The sequence below is a fragment of the Janthinobacterium sp. BHSEK genome (assembly GCF_056174685.1).
Genome location: NZ_JBWBYV010000025.1, coordinates 18,394 through 34,257 on the forward strand (window position 1 = coordinate 18,394; position 15,864 = coordinate 34,257).

General features: G+C 61.7%; 16 protein-coding genes, 4 tRNA genes, 1 pseudogene and 1 riboswitch. Of the genes and pseudogenes, 13 read left to right on the forward strand and 8 right to left on the reverse strand.

Going from position 1 to position 15,864, the window contains the following annotated elements; all coding sequences use genetic code 11:
- Positions 1-153: 153 nt before the first annotated feature.
- Positions 154-615, reverse strand: coding sequence for a transcriptional regulator NrdR (gene nrdR, locus AC0V2Y_RS10185; protein ID WP_034759169.1), 462 nt, complete (start codon positions 613-615; stop codon positions 154-156).
- Between the two features lie 143 nt (positions 616-758).
- Positions 759-2,006, reverse strand: coding sequence for a serine hydroxymethyltransferase (gene glyA / locus AC0V2Y_RS10190; protein ID WP_058050318.1), 1,248 nt, complete (start codon positions 2,004-2,006; stop codon positions 759-761).
- A 111-nt stretch (positions 2,007-2,117) separates the two neighbouring features.
- Positions 2,118-2,242, reverse strand: a riboswitch (ZMP/ZTP riboswitch).
- A gap of 313 nt (positions 2,243-2,555) precedes the next feature.
- Here glyA and ybgC point away from each other — a divergent pair.
- The 9 genes from ybgC (at position 2,556) to AC0V2Y_RS10235 (ending at position 8,258) form a co-directional block, all read left to right on the forward strand.
- Positions 2,556-2,957 carry a tol-pal system-associated acyl-CoA thioesterase gene (gene ybgC / locus AC0V2Y_RS10195; RefSeq protein WP_326457785.1) on the forward strand — a complete coding sequence of 134 codons (402 nt, stop codon included), beginning with the start codon at positions 2,556-2,558 and terminating at the stop codon, positions 2,955-2,957.
- 46 nt (positions 2,958-3,003) lie between these two features.
- A complete protein-coding gene (gene tolQ, locus AC0V2Y_RS10200; protein WP_475417583.1) occupies positions 3,004-3,693 on the forward strand; it encodes a protein TolQ in 690 nt (229 codons plus the stop codon).
- A gap of 15 nt (positions 3,694-3,708) precedes the next feature.
- Positions 3,709-4,149 carry an ExbD/TolR family protein gene (locus tag AC0V2Y_RS10205; protein WP_223278896.1) on the forward strand — a complete coding sequence of 147 codons (441 nt, stop codon included), beginning with the start codon at positions 3,709-3,711 and terminating at the stop codon, positions 4,147-4,149.
- Positions 4,150-4,197: 48 nt separating this feature from the next.
- Positions 4,198-5,217, forward strand: coding sequence for a cell envelope integrity protein TolA (gene tolA / locus AC0V2Y_RS10210; RefSeq protein WP_475417584.1), 1,020 nt, complete (start codon positions 4,198-4,200; stop codon positions 5,215-5,217).
- 5 nt (positions 5,218-5,222) lie between these two features.
- Positions 5,223-6,491, forward strand: coding sequence for a Tol-Pal system beta propeller repeat protein TolB (gene tolB, locus AC0V2Y_RS10215; protein ID WP_475417593.1), 1,269 nt, complete (start codon positions 5,223-5,225; stop codon positions 6,489-6,491).
- 43 nt (positions 6,492-6,534) lie between these two features.
- Positions 6,535-7,056 (forward strand): peptidoglycan-associated lipoprotein Pal, encoded by a 522-nt coding sequence (gene pal / locus AC0V2Y_RS10220; RefSeq protein WP_034759187.1) that lies wholly within the window; start codon positions 6,535-6,537, stop codon positions 7,054-7,056.
- A 135-nt stretch (positions 7,057-7,191) separates the two neighbouring features.
- Positions 7,192-7,950 carry a tol-pal system protein YbgF gene (gene ybgF / locus AC0V2Y_RS10225; protein ID WP_475417585.1) on the forward strand — a complete coding sequence of 253 codons (759 nt, stop codon included), beginning with the start codon at positions 7,192-7,194 and terminating at the stop codon, positions 7,948-7,950.
- Positions 7,951-8,017: 67 nt separating this feature from the next.
- Positions 8,018-8,093, forward strand: a tRNA-Lys gene (locus tag AC0V2Y_RS10230).
- Positions 8,094-8,182: 89 nt separating this feature from the next.
- Positions 8,183-8,258, forward strand: a tRNA-Lys gene (locus AC0V2Y_RS10235).
- Between the two features lie 45 nt (positions 8,259-8,303).
- On the opposite strand, the gene AC0V2Y_RS10240 is transcribed toward AC0V2Y_RS10235, so the two are convergent.
- The 4 genes from AC0V2Y_RS10240 to AC0V2Y_RS10255 all read right to left on the reverse strand — a co-directional run bounded on the left by AC0V2Y_RS10240 (position 8,304) and on the right by AC0V2Y_RS10255 (position 11,777).
- The gene (locus tag AC0V2Y_RS10240; protein ID WP_475417586.1) at positions 8,304-8,603 is read right to left on the reverse strand and encodes a BrnA antitoxin family protein; all 300 of its coding nucleotides are present in this window, start codon (positions 8,601-8,603) and stop codon (positions 8,304-8,306) included.
- A 119-nt stretch (positions 8,604-8,722) separates the two neighbouring features.
- Positions 8,723-9,853 (reverse strand): acyltransferase family protein, encoded by a 1,131-nt coding sequence (locus tag AC0V2Y_RS10245; protein ID WP_475417587.1) that lies wholly within the window; start codon positions 9,851-9,853, stop codon positions 8,723-8,725.
- A gap of 129 nt (positions 9,854-9,982) precedes the next feature.
- A complete protein-coding gene (locus AC0V2Y_RS10250; protein ID WP_475417588.1) occupies positions 9,983-11,371 on the reverse strand; it encodes a hypothetical protein in 1,389 nt (462 codons plus the stop codon).
- Positions 11,372-11,459: 88 nt separating this feature from the next.
- Positions 11,460-11,777: an ArsR/SmtB family transcription factor gene (locus AC0V2Y_RS10255; RefSeq protein WP_099410002.1), complete on the reverse strand. Its 318-nt coding sequence runs from the start codon at positions 11,775-11,777 to the stop codon at positions 11,460-11,462.
- A 108-nt stretch (positions 11,778-11,885) separates the two neighbouring features.
- Here AC0V2Y_RS10255 and AC0V2Y_RS10260 point away from each other — a divergent pair, with 108 nt between their 5' ends.
- Positions 11,886-12,974, forward strand: coding sequence for an NADH:flavin oxidoreductase/NADH oxidase (locus AC0V2Y_RS10260; protein ID WP_475417589.1), 1,089 nt, complete (start codon positions 11,886-11,888; stop codon positions 12,972-12,974).
- Here the strand turns inward: AC0V2Y_RS10260 and AC0V2Y_RS10265 are convergent.
- Both AC0V2Y_RS10265 and AC0V2Y_RS10270 read right to left on the reverse strand, forming a co-directional pair.
- A complete protein-coding gene (locus AC0V2Y_RS10265; protein WP_475417590.1) occupies positions 12,968-14,473 on the reverse strand; it encodes an MDR family MFS transporter in 1,506 nt (501 codons plus the stop codon). The genes AC0V2Y_RS10260 and AC0V2Y_RS10265 overlap by 7 nt on opposite strands.
- Positions 14,470-14,928, reverse strand: a complete 459-nt coding sequence (locus tag AC0V2Y_RS10270) for a MarR family winged helix-turn-helix transcriptional regulator (protein WP_475417591.1) — start codon at positions 14,926-14,928, stop codon at positions 14,470-14,472. The genes AC0V2Y_RS10265 and AC0V2Y_RS10270 overlap by 4 nt, the downstream gene beginning before the upstream one ends.
- A 130-nt stretch (positions 14,929-15,058) precedes the next feature.
- Between AC0V2Y_RS10270 and AC0V2Y_RS10275 the strand changes: the two genes are divergently transcribed.
- From AC0V2Y_RS10275 to AC0V2Y_RS10285, 3 genes and pseudogenes are all read left to right on the forward strand, one after another.
- Positions 15,059-15,134: transfer RNA gene (locus AC0V2Y_RS10275), tRNA-Lys, on the forward strand.
- Between the two features lie 79 nt (positions 15,135-15,213).
- Positions 15,214-15,289, forward strand: a tRNA-Lys gene (locus tag AC0V2Y_RS10280).
- Between the two features lie 172 nt (positions 15,290-15,461).
- Positions 15,462-15,864, forward strand: a pseudogene (locus AC0V2Y_RS10285) (hypothetical protein); the annotation flags it as partial.

The window sequence follows — 15,864 nt, forward strand, 5'->3', positions numbered from 1 at the left end:
AATCCGGATCTGCGCTGGCGCAAACACCACGGCGATAAGGTGGGAAGAACAGCGTAGGGATTGATCAGGCCGCTTGCCAGGCGAACGCTGGCGTGTTGAAAACGGGGCGCAAAACGGGGCGCATGAGCGGCCCCGTCGCCGATAAAGTGAGCGTCAGGGCTTGCGCGCCTGCCCCACTTCGGCAATCGCATCCTGGAACTCGGCCAGGTCTTCGAAATTTTTATACACTGAGGCAAAGCGGATGTAGGCGATCTTGTCGAGGCGCTTGAGTTCCTGCATGACGAGTTCGCCGATATAGCCGGAATCGACTTCACGCAAGCCGCTGGTCAGCAGTTTTTCCTGGATGGAGGCGATGGCCGTATCCACCGAGGCGGCCGCGACGGGACGCTTGCGCAAGGCCAGCATCAAACTGCCGCGCAACTTATCCGCAGCGAACTCCGTCCGGCTGCCATTCTTTTTGACGACGGCCGGCATGATAAGTTCAATGCGTTCGTAGGTCGTGAAACGCTTGTCGCATTTGCCGCAGCGGCGGCGGCGCCGAATGGCATCCCCTTCCTCCGATACGCGCGTATCGAGAACCTGGGTGTCGCCGTGCTGGCAAAATGGACATTTCATGGGCTGGCTACAACTTTATAGTAATAATTGCGGGAAATCGCCGCCCTTGTACAAAGGGCGCCCGAATCACTCCGGGCGCCCTGGGGCACGAAGGAATGTGTCATACAGAATCTTACTCCGTATGACACATTCTGGACAAATAATTATGCTGCGTACACAGGGTGCGCGTCGGCCAGCACCTTCACGGCCGCTTTCACGCGCTCGATGGTGGCGGCGTCATGCGGATTGTCCAGCACGTCGGCGATCAGGTTGCCCACTTCTTCCGCTTGCGCTTCCTTGAAACCGCGCGTCGTCATCGCCGGGCTGCCCAGGCGGATGCCCGAGGTGACGAAAGGTTTTTGCGGGTCGTTCGGGATGCCGTTCTTGTTGCAGGTGATGTGCGCGGAACCGAGGATGGCTTCGGCTTCCTTGCCCGTCAGGTTCTTGGCGCGCAGGTCGACCAGCATGACGTGCGACTCGGTGCCGCCGGACACGATGCGCAGGCCGCGCTTGATCAGGGTTTTCGCCAGCACGTCGGCGTTCTTGATCACTTGCTTCTGGTATTCGACGAATTCAGGGCTCAGCGCTTCCTTGAAGGCGACGGCCTTGCCGGCAATCACGTGCATCAGCGGGCCGCCCTGGATGCCGGGGAAAATGGCCGAGTTGATGGCTTTTTCGTGTTCGGCCTTCATCAGGATGATGCCGCCGCGCGGGCCGCGCAAGGATTTGTGTGTGGTCGAGGTGACGAAGTCGGCGAACGGCACCGGGTTCGGGTACAGGCCGGCGGCGATCAGGCCCGCGTAGTGGGCCATGTCGACCATGAAGTAGGCACCCACTTCCTTGGCGATCTTGCCGAAGCGTTCGAAGTCGATCTTTTTCGAGAACGCGGATGCGCCGGCAATGATCAGCTTCGGCTTGCGCTCGCGGGCCAGGCGTTCCATCGCCTCGTAGTCGATGTCTTCTTCCGCCGTCAAGCCATACGACACGACGTCAAACCATTTGCCGGACATGTTCAGCGGCATGCCGTGGGTCAGGTGGCCGCCTTCGGCCAGCGACATGCCCATGATCAGGTCGCCCGGTTTCAGCATGGCGAAGAACACGCCCTGGTTCGCCTGCGAGCCGGAATTCGGCTGCACGTTCGCGCATTCGGCGCCGAACAGCTGCTTCACGCGGTCGATGGCCAGTTGCTCGGCCACGTCGACGTATTCGCAGCCGCCGTAGTAGCGCTTGCCTGGATAGCCTTCGGCGTACTTGTTCGTCAGCTGCGAGCCTTGCGCTTCCATTACGGCTGGTGACGTGTAGTTCTCCGACGCGATCAGTTCGATGTGGTCGTGCTGGCGCGTGTTTTCTTTTTGAATGACGGCGAACAATTCAGGATCGACGTTGGCGAGGGTATGATCTTTTGCAAACATGTAAAAACTCCAAGTATGAGGGTGCTTGTACTGGCAGGTTGGATCGAATGAGGGGAGCCGGCGTTAAGTGAATAACAACATTGGACGGGCAGCCTCTTCGTGCTTTTCCATAGTGGCTACCCAGGCGAACGGCTGATGAAAAATCTCACGTTTCCCGGTGGGTGCCCACCTTTCGCCGGTTTGCCGATCGCCACTCATGGAGATCGCCCGACTTTTCGCCAGTCACGTGAGACGTAATGGAAGTCAAATTGTAAGTTAAGTGCCCAAATTGAGCAAGGAATGCAACCGTGCAGCTATAATCGCCGCGCGCCACCGCAGCCAGAGCACGGCCGCAGGCCGCCCCGGCGCGCGCGCGGTGCTTAAGCTGGGCTTAAACCTGGCTGCGGCTTGTAAGCGTATGTTACGAGGCTTGCCATTGCACACGCCGGATTTACAATGCTGCGGTGCAACTTATATGCAGCTTTTGCATGGCTTTCCAGCAAGCGCCCACAGTCACAAGAAGAAAAATCGCGTAAAATGTTGCTCAATCTCACTACTGGCGCAATAAACATGCCTTCAGTCTTTACCTGGAACGTACGTGTCTACTATGAAGACACCGACGCCGGCGGCATCGTCTATTACGCAAATTACCTGAAATTCTTCGAACGCGCGCGCACCGAATGGCTGCGCGCCATCGACGTGGGCCAGCAGCAATTGCTGGAACAGCACGACGCGATGTTCGTTGTCAAAAGCGTCAACGCCGACTATCATGCGCCAGCCAGGCTCGATGACACGGTAAGATTGACCCTAAGCATAGAAAAAATGGGGCGCGCCTCCATCGTTTTCCTGCAACAAGCCTGGTGCGGCGACCGCCTGCTCAACACTGCCCGCGTCAAGATCGGCTGCGTCGACTCGGCACTGCGCCCGCGCGCCGTGCCCGATGCCGTCGCGGCCCGCATGCGCGCCGCCTGAGCCCTACCGCCACTCCCGGATAATTCACCCAACAGACTGTCAGCCAATGAACGTTACACAAGATCTTTCTTTCCTCGCGCTCATCACCAATGCCCATTTGATCGTGCAACTGATCATGGCCCTGCTGCTGCTGATTTCCCTGACCAGCTGGACCTATATTTTCCGCAAGATGTTTGCCGTGCGCCAGGCGCGCAAGCAAACCATCGAATTCGAACGCAGCTTCTGGGCCGGCGGCAACCTGCATGCGCTGCACCAGAACGCCAGCGGCAACCGCGACCAGAGCGGCGCGCTGGCCCGCATCTTCGACGCCGGCATGGGTGAATTCATCAAGGGCAAGGCTTCCTACGGTTCGCGCGACGCGCTGGATGTCGGCGCCGTGCTCGACGGCGCACGCCGCGCCATGCGCGCCGCCTTCCAGCGTGAAATGGACGTGCTCGAATCGCACCTGGCCTTCCTCGCGTCCGTCGGCTCCGTCTCGCCGTACATCGGCCTGCTCGGTACCGTGTGGGGCATCATGAACGCCTTCCGCGGCCTGGCCAACGTGCAGCAAGCCACCCTGGCCGCCGTCGCGCCCGGCATTGCCGAAGCGCTGATCGCCACCGCCATCGGCCTGTTCGCGGCGATTCCCGCCGTCGTCGCCTACAACCGTTTTTCGCACGACATCGACCGCCTGGCGATCCGCTTCGAGAGCTTCGTCGAGGAATTCTCCAACATCTTGCAGCGCCAGTCGCGCTAAGAGGGAGCAGCGTCCATGGGTTCCTCATTCAATAGCGGCGGCATGCGCGGCGGCCGCGGCCGCAAGTTCAAGTCCGAGATCAACGTCGTGCCGTACATCGACGTGATGCTGGTACTGCTGATCATTTTCATGGTGATGCCGTCGTCGAACAATCCCAGCGTGGTGAACCTGCCCAACGCGGAAAAGTCGGCGAAACCGCCCGATGACTATATTCAGATCGTGCTGAAACCGAATGGTTCGCTGTCGATCGGCGTGATCGGCAAGGAACAGCTGTCGCCGGAAACGGAACCGAACCGCGACGCCCTGCTGCGCAAGCTGCGTGGCTTGCACGAAAGCAATCCCGACTATCCCGTGATGATTGCGGGCGACAAGGAAAGCAAGTACGACGATGTGATCCAGCTCATTTCGGAAGCGAAAAAGATGGGCATTACCCGCGTCGGCCTGGCCACCAAGTAAGCGCAGCACCCTGTTTCCAGACTTGACCGTTTTTAGATAGACTAGACTTTGCAGAACAAACAAATCGACCATGTACTCGGCAAGCCCTACAGCGTGCCGCGCGAACGCAGCCGCTGGCCCTCGCTGGGCCTGGCGCTGGCGATGCACCTTGGCCTGCTGTTTTTCCTGTGGGTGGGCGTACACTGGCAAAATACGGAACCTGTCGCCGTCGAAGCGGAAGTGTGGGACATGAAGGTGCAGACGGCCGCGCCGCCGCCCGACGTGGCGACGGAACCGGAGCCGACACCGGCCCCGCCGCCGGAACCGCAAGTGGAACAGCCGGCCCCGCCGCCGCCACCGCCCGTGGCCGCGCCCGAGCCGAAGGTCGACCTGCGCGAGGCGGAGATCGCCCTGGAACGCAAGAAGGCCAAGCTGAAAGAAGAAAAAGAGAAAGCGGCAGAGCAAGAACGCCGCAAGCAGGAACAGAAGGAACGCGAGGAAGAAAAGCGCGAACTGGAAAAACAGAAGCAGAAAGAAAAAGACAAGGCTGAAAAGCTCGAGAAGGAAAAGGCCGACAAGCTGGAGAAAGCCAAGCTGGCCAAAGAGAAAGAAAAAGCGGCGGAAGAAAAAGCCGAGAAAGAACTGTCCGAGAAAAAAGCGGCGGCGGAAAAAGCCGCCAAGGCGAAAAAAGCGGCGGAAGAGAAAAAAGCCGCCGACAAGGCGCGCGCCGCGGAAATGAGCCGCATCACGGGTGCGGCGGGCGCCGGTACAACGGGCACGGCCGCGAAAGCGACCGCGCCACGCAAGGACAGCGGCTATGTCGCTGCCCTGACGAGCAAGATCAAGAGCAATATCGCGTACAGCGGTAGCACGGACGTGCCGGGCAACCCGCGCGCCGTGTTCAAGATCGAGCAACTGCCAACTGGGGAAATTATTTCGGTCCGAAAGATAAAAAGTAGCGGCCTGCCGGCGTATGACAGCTCGGTGGAAAACGCCATTAACAAATCGTCGCCACTGCCGAAGAAAAAAGACGGCACTGTGGAACGCGAGATTGAACTCATATTCGAGATGAAGGATTTGCCTAAATGATGACCATGAAAAAAATGAGCTACGTCGTGCTCTGCGCCGGCCTGATGCTGGGCGCGGCCGGCGCCCAGGCGCAGCTGCGCGTGGAAATTACAGGGATCGGCAGCAACCAGATCCCGGTGGCGGTCGCCACCTTTGCCAATGAATCGGCGGCGCCGCAATCGTTATCTAGCATCATCAAGGCCGACCTGGCGCGCAGCGGCGTGTTCAAGCTGATCGATGCCGATGCGCCCGTGTCGGAAACGGCGCCCGTCAGCTACGAGCAATGGAAGTCGCGCGGCGCCGACGCGCTGGCGGCCGGCAGCGTGCAAAGCATGGCCGATGGCCGCCTGGACGTGCGCTACAAGCTGTTCGACACCATCAAGGGCGCGCAGATTTCCAGCATGAACAATGCGGCCGCACCGCAGTTCAACCGCCTGCTGGCGCACAAGATCGCCGACGACATCTATGAAAAGCTGACGGGCGTCAAGGGCGCGTTCGCCACGCGCATCGCCTACGTCACGCAATCGGGCCGCGAATACCGCCTGGAAATCGCCGACGCCGATGGCGAAGGCATCCAGGTCGCCCTGCGCTCGAACGAGCCGATCATTTCGCCGTCGTGGTCGCCGGACGGCACCAAGGTGGCGTATGTGTCGTTTGAAAAGAAAAAGCCCATCGTCTACGTGCAAAACCTGGTGACGCGCCAGCGCACCATCGTGTCGAATGAAAAAGGCAGCAATTCCGCGCCCAGCTGGAGCCCGGACGGCTCGCGCCTGGCCGTGGCCCTGTCGCGCGACGGCCATACCCAGGTCTACACCGTCAATGCCGACGGCAGCGGCTTGCGCCGCGTCAGCAACAGCAGCGGCATCGATACGGAACCGCAATTCTCGGCCGATGGCCAAAGCATTTACTTCACCAGCGATCGCAGCGGCGGACCACAAATCTACCGCATGTCGACCAGCGGCGGCGAAGCCAAGCGCGTGACGTTTGGCGGCTCCTACAACATCAGCCCGCGGATCTCGTCCGACGGGAAGACACTCGCTTATATTTCCCGTCGCGACGGCAATTTCCAGCTCTACGCGCTCGACCTGGCTAGTGGCCAGGAACTGCGCCTGTCGGACACCGCCAACGACGAATCACCGAGCTTTTCGCCCAACGGGAAATATATCATGTACGCGACCGAATCCGGACGACGCAAGTCGCTGGCAGTGGTATCGGTGGATGGCCGCGTCAAACAGCGTTTGACTACGCAAGCTGGCAATATCAAGGAGCCCACCTGGGGTCCTTTTATGAAGTAAATGCTGTACAGTTTCACCTTTAACCATGACCCGGAGAATAAAAATGAGTAACTTTAAAAGTTTGGCTTTCATCGCCGCTACCGCAGCCCTGCTGTCCGCCTGCAGCACCCCAGTCAAAGTGGCAGAGACCCCAGTGGTTGAGCGCGCTCCTGAAAAAGTCGCAGCTCCAGTTGACACCCGTCAAGTTCAGCCAGTAACGACCGCATCGGTCGATCCACTGGACGATCCAAAAGGCGTGCTGGCCAACCGCAGCATCTACTTCGACTTCGACAAGTACGTCGTGCGTGAAGCGGACACCCCAGTCGTGCAAAACCACGCTGCTTACCTGGTGAAAACCCCATCGCGCAAGATCCTGATCCAAGGTAACACCGATGAACGCGGTGGCGCCGAGTACAACCTGGCCCTGGGCCAGAAACGTGCTGAAGCCGTGCGCAAGTCGATGGCCGCCCTGGGCGTGCCGGAAGGCCAAATGGAAGCCGTGTCGCTGGGTAAAGAAAAGCCTAAAGCACAAGGCAGCAACGAAGCAGCATGGGCTGAAAACCGCCGCGCTGACATCGTTTATTGATGTTCAAGGGTGAGCGCGCAAGCATTGACGCTTACCTAACTGGCCAGTCATAGGCATAATAATGGGGCGCAGCGCGGTGATTCACCGCCCGGCGCCCCGTTTGCATGTTTTGCGTAACCTTTGAAAGCCCGACCCATGATGACATTCTCGAAAGCCGGCGTCGCCGCCGCCTTGATGGCCGCGTTTGCCTACCTGCCCCTGCACGCCAACGCCGCCCTGTTCGACGACGACGAAGCGCGCAAGGCCATCCTGGAGCTGCGCGCCAAGGTCGACGCCATGGCGCGCGACCTGAACGGCCGCATCGACGCCAAGGCGGACAAGACCAGCACCCTGAGCATGCTCAACCAGCACGACCAGACCATGCAGGAGATCGCCCGCCTGCGCGGCCAGATCGAAGTGCTGGGCAACGACCTGGCGAATGTGCAAAAGCGCCAGAAGGATTTCTATACCGACATCGACGCGCGCCTGCGCAAGCTCGAACCGCGCCAGGTCACCATCGACGGCCAGGAAGCGGCCGTGGGCGTGTCCGAGCAAAGCGCGTACGAATCCGCGTTCGGCCTGTTCAAGTCGGGCGACTACAAGGGCGCCGTCACGGCCCTGGACGGCTTCGTGAAACGCTATCCGGAATCGGCCTATGCGGCCAATGCGCAATACTGGCTGGGCAACGCCTATTACGCCCAGCGCGACTGCAAGAGCGCCATCACGGCCCAGCAGGCCGTGCTGAAGAACTACCCGGACAGCCCGAAAGCGGCCGACGCCATGCTCAACATCGCCAGCTGCTACACGGAGCTGAAAGACAAGCCGAACGCCACCAAGACCCTGAACGCGCTGATCGCGCGCTACCCGGACTCCAGCGCGGCCCAGGCCGCCAAGGAACGGGGCGGCAAAAAGTAAAAGCGGGGAAAAAGTTGCCCGTTAGGTTTGACAGAATCCCGGGCACCCCCTATAATCTTTCTTCTTCGGGTCGTTAGCTCAGCTGGTAGAGCAGCGGACTTTTAATCCGTTGGTCGCAGGTTCGAATCCCGCACGGCCTACCACGAATACGCAGTACTGATCTGCTTGCGAGTTGTTATAGCAAGCATTTTTTTACGGCACAGTGTTACCGAAGTTGTTGTAAAAAGTTTTTGGGTCGTTAGCTCAGCTGGTAGAGCAGCGGACTTTTAATCCGTTGGTCGCAGGTTCGAATCCCGCACGGCCTACCAAATACGTCAGAGAAGCCAACCGTTCGCGGTTGGCTTTTTTGTTTTCTAGGCTTGCCTGGATCGCAGCCGCTCCTTCAGCGCATCATTCATGCGCGTTTGCCAGCCATCACCGGTGGCCTTGAAGGCATCGAGAATTTCGGCGTCGAAGCGTATGGTCGTGCTGACTTTGCCGCCAGTGCCGGCGGGCCTGCCGCGGCGGCGCGCCACTTCCTGTTGCGCCTCGGGACGGGAAACGGGCTTGTCGCCCACTTGCCAGACGCCCTGCTCGAAAAAACCGTTCGCCAATTCGGGCGCATCGTCGGGATCAACCGAGGCTTTGCCAGTATTTTGCGATTTCGCGTTCATTTGCTTTCGTCAACCTAACGGCATCAAAAGTGATTCTCATTATTTATTGTAGTAACAAATAATGGAAACAACCAGTCTCTTTCGAGCAAGGGTGCCGCCGGAACACTACGCCATCGATCTTAACGCGACGCCAGCGCCGGCCTCCCAGCCAGATGCGCCACCACCGCGCCCATCACCCGCCCCAGCGGCACCTCCACCCAGCGGTAAAACGCGGCGCCGGACGCCAGGCTGGCGCCCCAGGCCGTCAGCATGCCCAGCGCCTGCCACTCCGCTTCGAGCGGGACATAGCTGATAAACAGCGCATTCACCAGCAGGCTGACGGGGAAATGCACGAGGAAGACGGCATACGAGATGCGTCCCAGAGTGTTGACGATGTTCCAGACGCGGCCCTGCGACGGCGTGCGGGCGCGCCCGAACAGGAACAGGGCGCAGGCGACGATCAGGGCCAGGGCGATGCGGCTGCGGTAGTCGACGGCCAGGGCCAGCAGCACGGGCACGGCGGCCATGGCCATGAGCGCGGTCATGGCACCGGGTTTGCGGGACGGGTCGCTGGCCCACCAGGCCAGCATGCCCAGGCCATAGCTGCCGAAGAAATACGGCGCCCAGTTATCCCAGTCCGCGTCGAGATTGAAATACAGCAGGGAAAAGGTGATGCCCACGGTGACGGCCAGCGGCATCAGCCAGTGCCCGCGCCGCTGGCCCGCCAGGCGGCCGCCCAGCCACAGCAGCGATACCGTCAGCATATACAGCTGGAAATCGATGGCCACGTACCAGGCGCCGGCCGACAGCGACTCATAGCCCAGCACGCCGTGCAGCAGCAAGGCATGGGCGCTCAGCTGGCCCAGGGTGACGGCGGCCGACATGGAGTCGTGCAGCATCCAGATGCCGGCCACAGGGGTGATGATGGCCGCGAGCAAGGTGGCCGCCAGGAAAGGCGGCGCCAGCTTGGCATAGCGTCGCCAGATCGCCTGCAGCGGGGTAGCGATGCCGGGACGGCCGCCGGGCGAGAGGGATTTGGCGACCAGGAAGCCGCCGATGACGAGGAACACTTGCACGGCGATGCGCGCGCTGCCGCCCAGCCAGCCCAGCAACTCGGGCCACAGGGGCTGTACATAGTCGGACATGGGCCCGTAAAACGCCAGATGGTGCAACACGATCAACTGCGCCGCGCCCGCCTTCAAACCATTGATCCAGCCAAACTGCGGACGATGTGCCAGGTCCGCCTGTGATACCACTGCTGCTGCCGTCATTCCCATCCCTTGCCGTGCCAGGTCTCGTCGCCAGCCCATCGCGCAACAGGCGCGCGGCTGAGGATTTACCGAAAGGCCGACATCATAGCCGAGCCTGGCACTTCGGTGACGCGCGGCAGATGAGCGATATCAGTCCTTGCGCGAAAAATCCGCACGCAACAGGGTCTGGACGATGCTGCCGCCCTGCGCGTTCGCGCGCACTGCGACCGCCATCGACGGCATGACGAACAGCACGCCGTCCTGCCCGTCCCAGGTGTCGAGCAATTGCCCCAACTCGCGCCCCAGCGACTCGGGCCGCTTGAGCTGCTGCGCCAGCTGCGCCGCGCACTTGCCGTCATTGCCCGTGCGGCGCGGACACTCGTCGATGCGCACGAAAGGCGTCTTGCTCTCGCGCAAGCGCGCGGACAATTGCACCGCCACCGCTGCCGGCGCGCCATCCAGATACAGATGGTAGGACGGCACACGGCAGCAGCCCCTGGACAGCAACAGCACACCGACCGCGGAGCCAAAAGCGGCCGTTGGGGCTGATGGCACGTAGGCAAACGGCGGCGCGTCGCCGTCCCGCACAAAAGTCCTAGCCTGCTCGGCGGCGTTCGCGGCGCGCCAGCCCGGCAGACAGGCGGCATTGGCGGCGACAAAACAGCGACGGTAGCCGGTTTGATCGCTGATAAACAATTCCTCGACCGCATTGCGTGCGCCGGCAGCGCCAGGCGCAATACCGTCCGGACGGACCTCCCAGCTGCCCGTGCCGTTCTTGTGCCATGCGAACGCCGTGCGCGACCAGGCCCACAGCCGCTCGTACGGGTTGAATTGATAGCTGGGTGCGTCCGCCAGGTAGATTCTCGGCAAGGGAATGGGATCGCGCCGCTTGCCGTCCGCATCGACCACCAGCACCACGGACGGCGCATATTCGCTGTCGACATAGGCAAACGATGCTCCGTCGGGCGAGATGGCCGCCAGAACATAGGCTTGCAGGTGGCCGTCGCCCTCGGGCGGACTGGGCAGCACGATGGTTTTCAGCGGCAGGCCACGCAACAGGAAACCGGGACGCTGATCGACGGGGAAATAGCGCACGCCCGGAGACAGGGGGAAGCCATGCATGTACGTCTCGTTGCCACGGTAGCCGTATTCCGACGCCGCGATCTTCTCGACCACGGCCTTGCCCGCCTGCTCGTGGACCAGCGCCAGCATGCCGTCGTCTTCCTGCCGCTTGACGAAATACACGGGCTGGGCGAAATCGGTCCAGCGTTCGATGCCATCGGTGGCCTTGACGACGATTTTGTCCTTATGTATCAGCCGCATGGAGTGATTCTCGGTGGACATCAGGGAGCCGCCGCCCTGGCGGTACTCGACCGACAAGGCGGCAAACCGCCCGTAGGTATCGGCCTTGGTCACCTTTTCGCCGCGCCGCAGCACGGCGGCATATTCGCCCGTGGCCGGCTCCGTGTAAGGCCAGCAGCCAGTCAGCAATACGAAAGCGGCGGCGCACCACCAGCGATACCGTGCGAAAATTTTCATGCGTCGTCAGCCCTTCAGGTCAGGACTGCCCGTCCATGCTGCAAATTCGGCAATCTTGCAGGCATTCTACGGCAGATTCAGGGCTGACTCAGGACTGATTCGCTTGCGGCTGCTGCGCGAGGATGGCGTCGAGCAAGCCGGGGAAACGGCTCTCGATATCGGCGCGGCGCAAGGTGTTCATGTGCGTCGTGCCCGCGTTTTCCGTGTAGACGAGGCCCGCTTCGCGCAAGACCTTGAAATGGTGGGAGACGGTCGATTTCGGCCGCCCGCCGTCGAGGTCGCCACAAGCGGCCGCATCCACGCGGGCCAGGTGGCGCACGATGTCGAGGCGAATGGAATCGCTCAAGGCGTAGAGCACGCGCTCGAGGACGAATTCGCTGGCGGGAGGATGTTTGTGTGGGCGCATGAGCACAATCATACAGCATGCGCTATACTAATTCCATTCTTCGAATATTTACGAACTAGCGAATCAGCATCTCCCTACTTTTTCATCCACACACACACAAAGGCCACCATGTCCGCCCTCTTCCAGCCCTACACCCTCAAAGACATCACCTTGCGCAACCGCATCGCCGTGCCGCCCATGTGCCAGTACATGGCCGTCGATGGCCAGGTCAACGACTGGCATCTGTCGCATTATGCGGGCATGGCCCGTGGCGGCGCCGGGCTGGTGATCGTCGAAGCGACGGCCGTGGCGCCCGAAGGCCGCATCACGCCAGGCTGCACGGGGATCTGGAACGATGACCTGGCGCAAGCCTTCGTGCCTGTCGTGAAAGCCATCAAGGCGGCCGGCTCCGTGCCCGGCATCCAGATCGCCCACGCGGGCCGCAAGGCCAGCGCCAACCGCCCATGGGAAGGCGACGACCACATTCCTGAAGGCGACGCGCGCGGCTGGCAAACCATCGCCCCGTCCGCCATCGCCTTCGGCGGCGGCCTGGGCAAGGTGCCGCGCGCCATGGACCTCGACGATATCGCCCGCGTGAAACAGAACTTCGTCGATGCAGCCATCCGCGCCCGCGAAGTGGGCTTCGAGTGGCTGGAACTGCACTTCGCCCATGGCTACCTGGCGCAAAGCTTCTTTTCCGCCCACTCGAACCAGCGCGACGACATCTATGGCGGCAGCGTGGAAAACCGCAGCCGCTTCCTGCTGGAAACATTGAAAGCCGTGCGTGAAGTGTGGCCCGAGCACCTGCCGCTGACCATCCGTTTCGGCGTGCTGGAATTCGACGGCCGCGACGAGCAAACCCTGCTCGAGTCCATCGGCCTCGTGCGCCAGTTCAAGGACGCGGGCATGGACATGATCAGCGTCAGCATGGGCTTTACCATTCCCGACGTGTCGATTCCGTGGGGCCCGGCCTTCATGGGACCGATAGCCGAGCGCGTGCGCCGCGAAGCGGGCGTGCCCGTCTCCTCCGCCTGGGGCTTCGGCACGCCGGCCATCGCCGAGCGCGTCATCAAGGAAGAACAGCTGGACGTGGTAATGGTCGGCAAGGCGCACCTGGCCAATCCGCACTGGGCATACTTTGCCGCCAAGGAACTCGGCGTGGAGCGCGCCTCGTGGACCCTGCCGGCGCCGTACGCCCACTGGCTCGAGCGCTACTGATCGGTCTTGGGCTTTAACGTTGCCGGATGCCCCTCCAGGGGCAATTCCGGCAGGAACAGCAGGAAGACCAGCCCCACCAGCAGCAGCACGGCGCCGGCGCCAAACACGCTGGCGATGGCATGGCGGTACACCTCGACCGTCTGCACCGCCGCCTGCGCGCCCAGCGCCGACACGGCTTCCACGCCATGTTGATGCAGCTGGTGCGCGAGGATGGCGCCGGACGCCGTCACACCGAGCAAGCCGCCCAGCGAGCGGAAAAAGGCCAGCATGGCCGTGCCCACGCCGCGCCGCGCCAGGGGCAAGGCATTTTGCACGGCGATCGTCATGTTCGGCATCACCAGTCCCAGTCCCGTACCGAGCAGGAAGATGGCCGGCTCGATGACCCAGTAACCGCGCGACGTTTCCATGGCCCAGGCCAGCACGGCAAACGCCAGCAGCGCCACGGCCAATCCCGCCACCTGCACCATCTTGTACTTTCCCGAGCGCGACAGCACCCGGCCGTTGAACATCGACGACGCCACCAGCCCCACCATCATCGCCACCGTCATCACGCCCGATTCGGCGGGACTCGTGCCCATCACCAGTTGGAAGAACAGGGGGAAGAAGACGCTGGCGCCCATCAGCCCCATGAAAGTCATGGCCATCACCAGGCTGGCGATATTGAAGGTGCGGTTCTCGAACAGGTCAGGCGGCAGCACGGGTTCGTCCACCCTGCCCACGTGCACCGCCAGCCAGATACCAAGCAGCACGGCGACGCCGCCGCACACCTTGATGGCGAGAGAGTCCCACGGCCACTCGGTACCGCCCAGCGCCAGCACCAGCAGGGCCGCCGTGACGGCGCCCGTCAGCAAGGCGGAACCCAGGTAGTCGATCTTGTGCGCATGCGTGCGCGCCGGCTTGCGCATGGCGCGCGCGATGATGACGAAGGCGGCCGCGCCGATGGGCAGGTTGACATAAAAAATCCAATGCCACGACAGGGCATCCGTGATGACGCCGCCCAGCACCGGACCCAGCACGCTGGTGACGGCAAACACGACGGGCACCATGCCCTGCCGCTTGCCCCGCTCGGCCGGCGGCACGATGTCGCCGATGATGATTTGCGCCAGCGGCATGAAGCCGCCCGCACCGAGGCCCTGGATGGCGCGGAAAATAATGAGCTCCGTCATGTTCTGCGCCAGCCCGCACAGCACGGAGCCGAGCAAGAAGGTCAGCAGGGCCGTGAAGATCATGGGGCGGCGGCCATACTGGTCGGCCAGCTTGCCGTACAGGGGCATGGTGGCCGTCGAGGCCAGCACGTAGGCCGTGACCACCCACGACAGATGCGCCATGCCGCCCAGGTCGTCGACGATGCGCGGCAGGGCCGTGGCGACGATGCTCTGGTCCAGCGCGCCCAGGCCCAGCACGGCCATCAGCCCCAGATAGATGGCGCGCACTTCGCGCTCGGTGACGGGTTTTACGGCGCCTTTGTCTGCGCCTGCGGCGTGATCGTGGCCGCTCATGCCTGGCCGATCTCAAGCAGCGGCTGCATGGCGGCTTCCAGCGCATCGACCTGCTGCGGCGACAAGCGGGCGATGCGCCGCGCCAGCGCATCGCGGCGCCGCGCGCGCAAGGTTTCGAGGATCGCCAGGCCTTGCGCGGACACGTGCAGGCCCGAACGCCGGCGGTCCTGCGGATCGGGCGCGCTGCGCTCGACCAGCCCCGCCTCTTCGAGCGACTTGACCTGGGCGCTGACGGTGGGCCCGCGCACATTCTGCAGCCGCGCCAGCGCGGCCACGCCGATGCCGGGCTGCTCGTGGATCAGGGCCAGCAGCATGTACTGCATCATCGATACGCCGCCCTCCAGCTCGCCCCCTTCGCGCTGCATGGAGCGCAGCAGGCGCTTGAACGCCACGCGCAAGTCATCGGACAGCGCCAGCGCGCGTTCGGGGATGGGAAGGTCTTCGGCAGTGGGCATGGAATGAGTTAAATAGGTAGACTATCTACCTATACTAGACCGTGCATGAGGGCCACGCAAGGCTTTTTTCCGTCCTTGCCCCGTCCAGCCCTTCCCAAAACCGCCATTGGCCGTCATAATAGCCGCCCTTGGGTCGTTAGCTCAGCTGGTAGAGCAGCGGACTTTTAATCCGTTGGTCGCAGGTTCGAATCCCGCACGGCCTACCAAGAATTTGCAATACGCTTACTTGCCTTCGTGGCAAGTACGTACCGCACAGTGTTACCGCAGTAAGCAGTCAAAGTTTTTGGGTCGTTAGCTCAGCTGGTAGAGCAGCGGACTTTTAATCCGTTGGTCGCAGGTTCGAATCCCGCACGGCCTACCAAATACTTCAGAGAAGCCAACCGTTCGCGGTTGGCTTTTTGCATTTTTTGTCACTATGCTCATGCTACGCATGGCGTCGCCACAAAATAGTCTCTCCACTCTCATTGAAAAACCAATACACAACGCCACCTTCCACGGGCAAACACCGATAAACCACTCACAGGAATCCATGTATGGATACGGCACGTGATACAAGAACCCTCGATTTGGTCGAATGCGAGGAGCTTTGGACCATGGAGACAGTGGATCGCAACGGTTTTATCTGCCGTGGATGCACCACCCAGGTATTTCCTGCGTCGTTCGATAAAGAGCACAACAAAAAGCGTCCGTACTTCACGCTAGGGCCGAGCAACAAGCATCAGGTGGGTTGTGATATTGACGGCGAGGACAAGATCATCAAGCGCGCAAAGAAAGAGCGCGTTGGCACGCCGGAAGGGTTTCCACTACCGTTTCCCAGTAAATTGATACTCACCGACAACCGTCCCGTTGAAGCTAAAGACCTCGTTACGCAAGGATTATCCGGCAGCACAAGGACAAGCAGCGCGTCGGATAAAAATTCCGCCACGCAACGCAAGT

Bases quoted from the DNA above. Each gene is read 5' to 3' on its own strand.
- nrdR (WP_034759169.1), bottom strand. From the start codon at position 615: ATGAAATGTCCATTTTGCCAGCACGGCGACACCCAGGTTCTCGATACG.
- AC0V2Y_RS10250 (WP_475417588.1), bottom strand. From the start codon at position 11,371: ATGAAAATTTTCGCACGGTATCGCTGGTGGTGCGCCGCCGCTTTCGTA.
- tolQ (WP_475417583.1), top strand. From the start codon at position 3,004: ATGAACGTTACACAAGATCTTTCTTTCCTCGCGCTCATCACCAATGCC.
- AC0V2Y_RS10270 (WP_475417591.1), bottom strand. From the start codon at position 14,928: ATGCCCACTGCCGAAGACCTTCCCATCCCCGAACGCGCGCTGGCGCTG.
- AC0V2Y_RS10255 (WP_099410002.1), bottom strand. From the start codon at position 11,777: ATGCGCCCACACAAACATCCTCCCGCCAGCGAATTCGTCCTCGAGCGC.
- AC0V2Y_RS10245 (WP_475417587.1), bottom strand. From the start codon at position 9,853: ATGACGGCAGCAGCAGTGGTATCACAGGCGGACCTGGCACATCGTCCG.
- ybgF (WP_475417585.1), top strand. From the start codon at position 7,192: ATGATGACATTCTCGAAAGCCGGCGTCGCCGCCGCCTTGATGGCCGCG.
- tolB (WP_475417593.1), top strand. From the start codon at position 5,223: ATGAAAAAAATGAGCTACGTCGTGCTCTGCGCCGGCCTGATGCTGGGC.
- ybgC (WP_326457785.1), top strand. From the start codon at position 2,556: ATGCCTTCAGTCTTTACCTGGAACGTACGTGTCTACTATGAAGACACC.
- pal (WP_034759187.1), top strand. From the start codon at position 6,535: ATGAGTAACTTTAAAAGTTTGGCTTTCATCGCCGCTACCGCAGCCCTG.
- AC0V2Y_RS10205 (WP_223278896.1), top strand. From the start codon at position 3,709: ATGGGTTCCTCATTCAATAGCGGCGGCATGCGCGGCGGCCGCGGCCGC.
- AC0V2Y_RS10265 (WP_475417590.1), bottom strand. From the start codon at position 14,473: ATGAGCGGCCACGATCACGCCGCAGGCGCAGACAAAGGCGCCGTAAAA.
- AC0V2Y_RS10240 (WP_475417586.1), bottom strand. From the start codon at position 8,603: ATGAACGCGAAATCGCAAAATACTGGCAAAGCCTCGGTTGATCCCGAC.
- glyA (WP_058050318.1), bottom strand. From the start codon at position 2,006: ATGTTTGCAAAAGATCATACCCTCGCCAACGTCGATCCTGAATTGTTC.
- AC0V2Y_RS10260 (WP_475417589.1), top strand. From the start codon at position 11,886: ATGTCCGCCCTCTTCCAGCCCTACACCCTCAAAGACATCACCTTGCGC.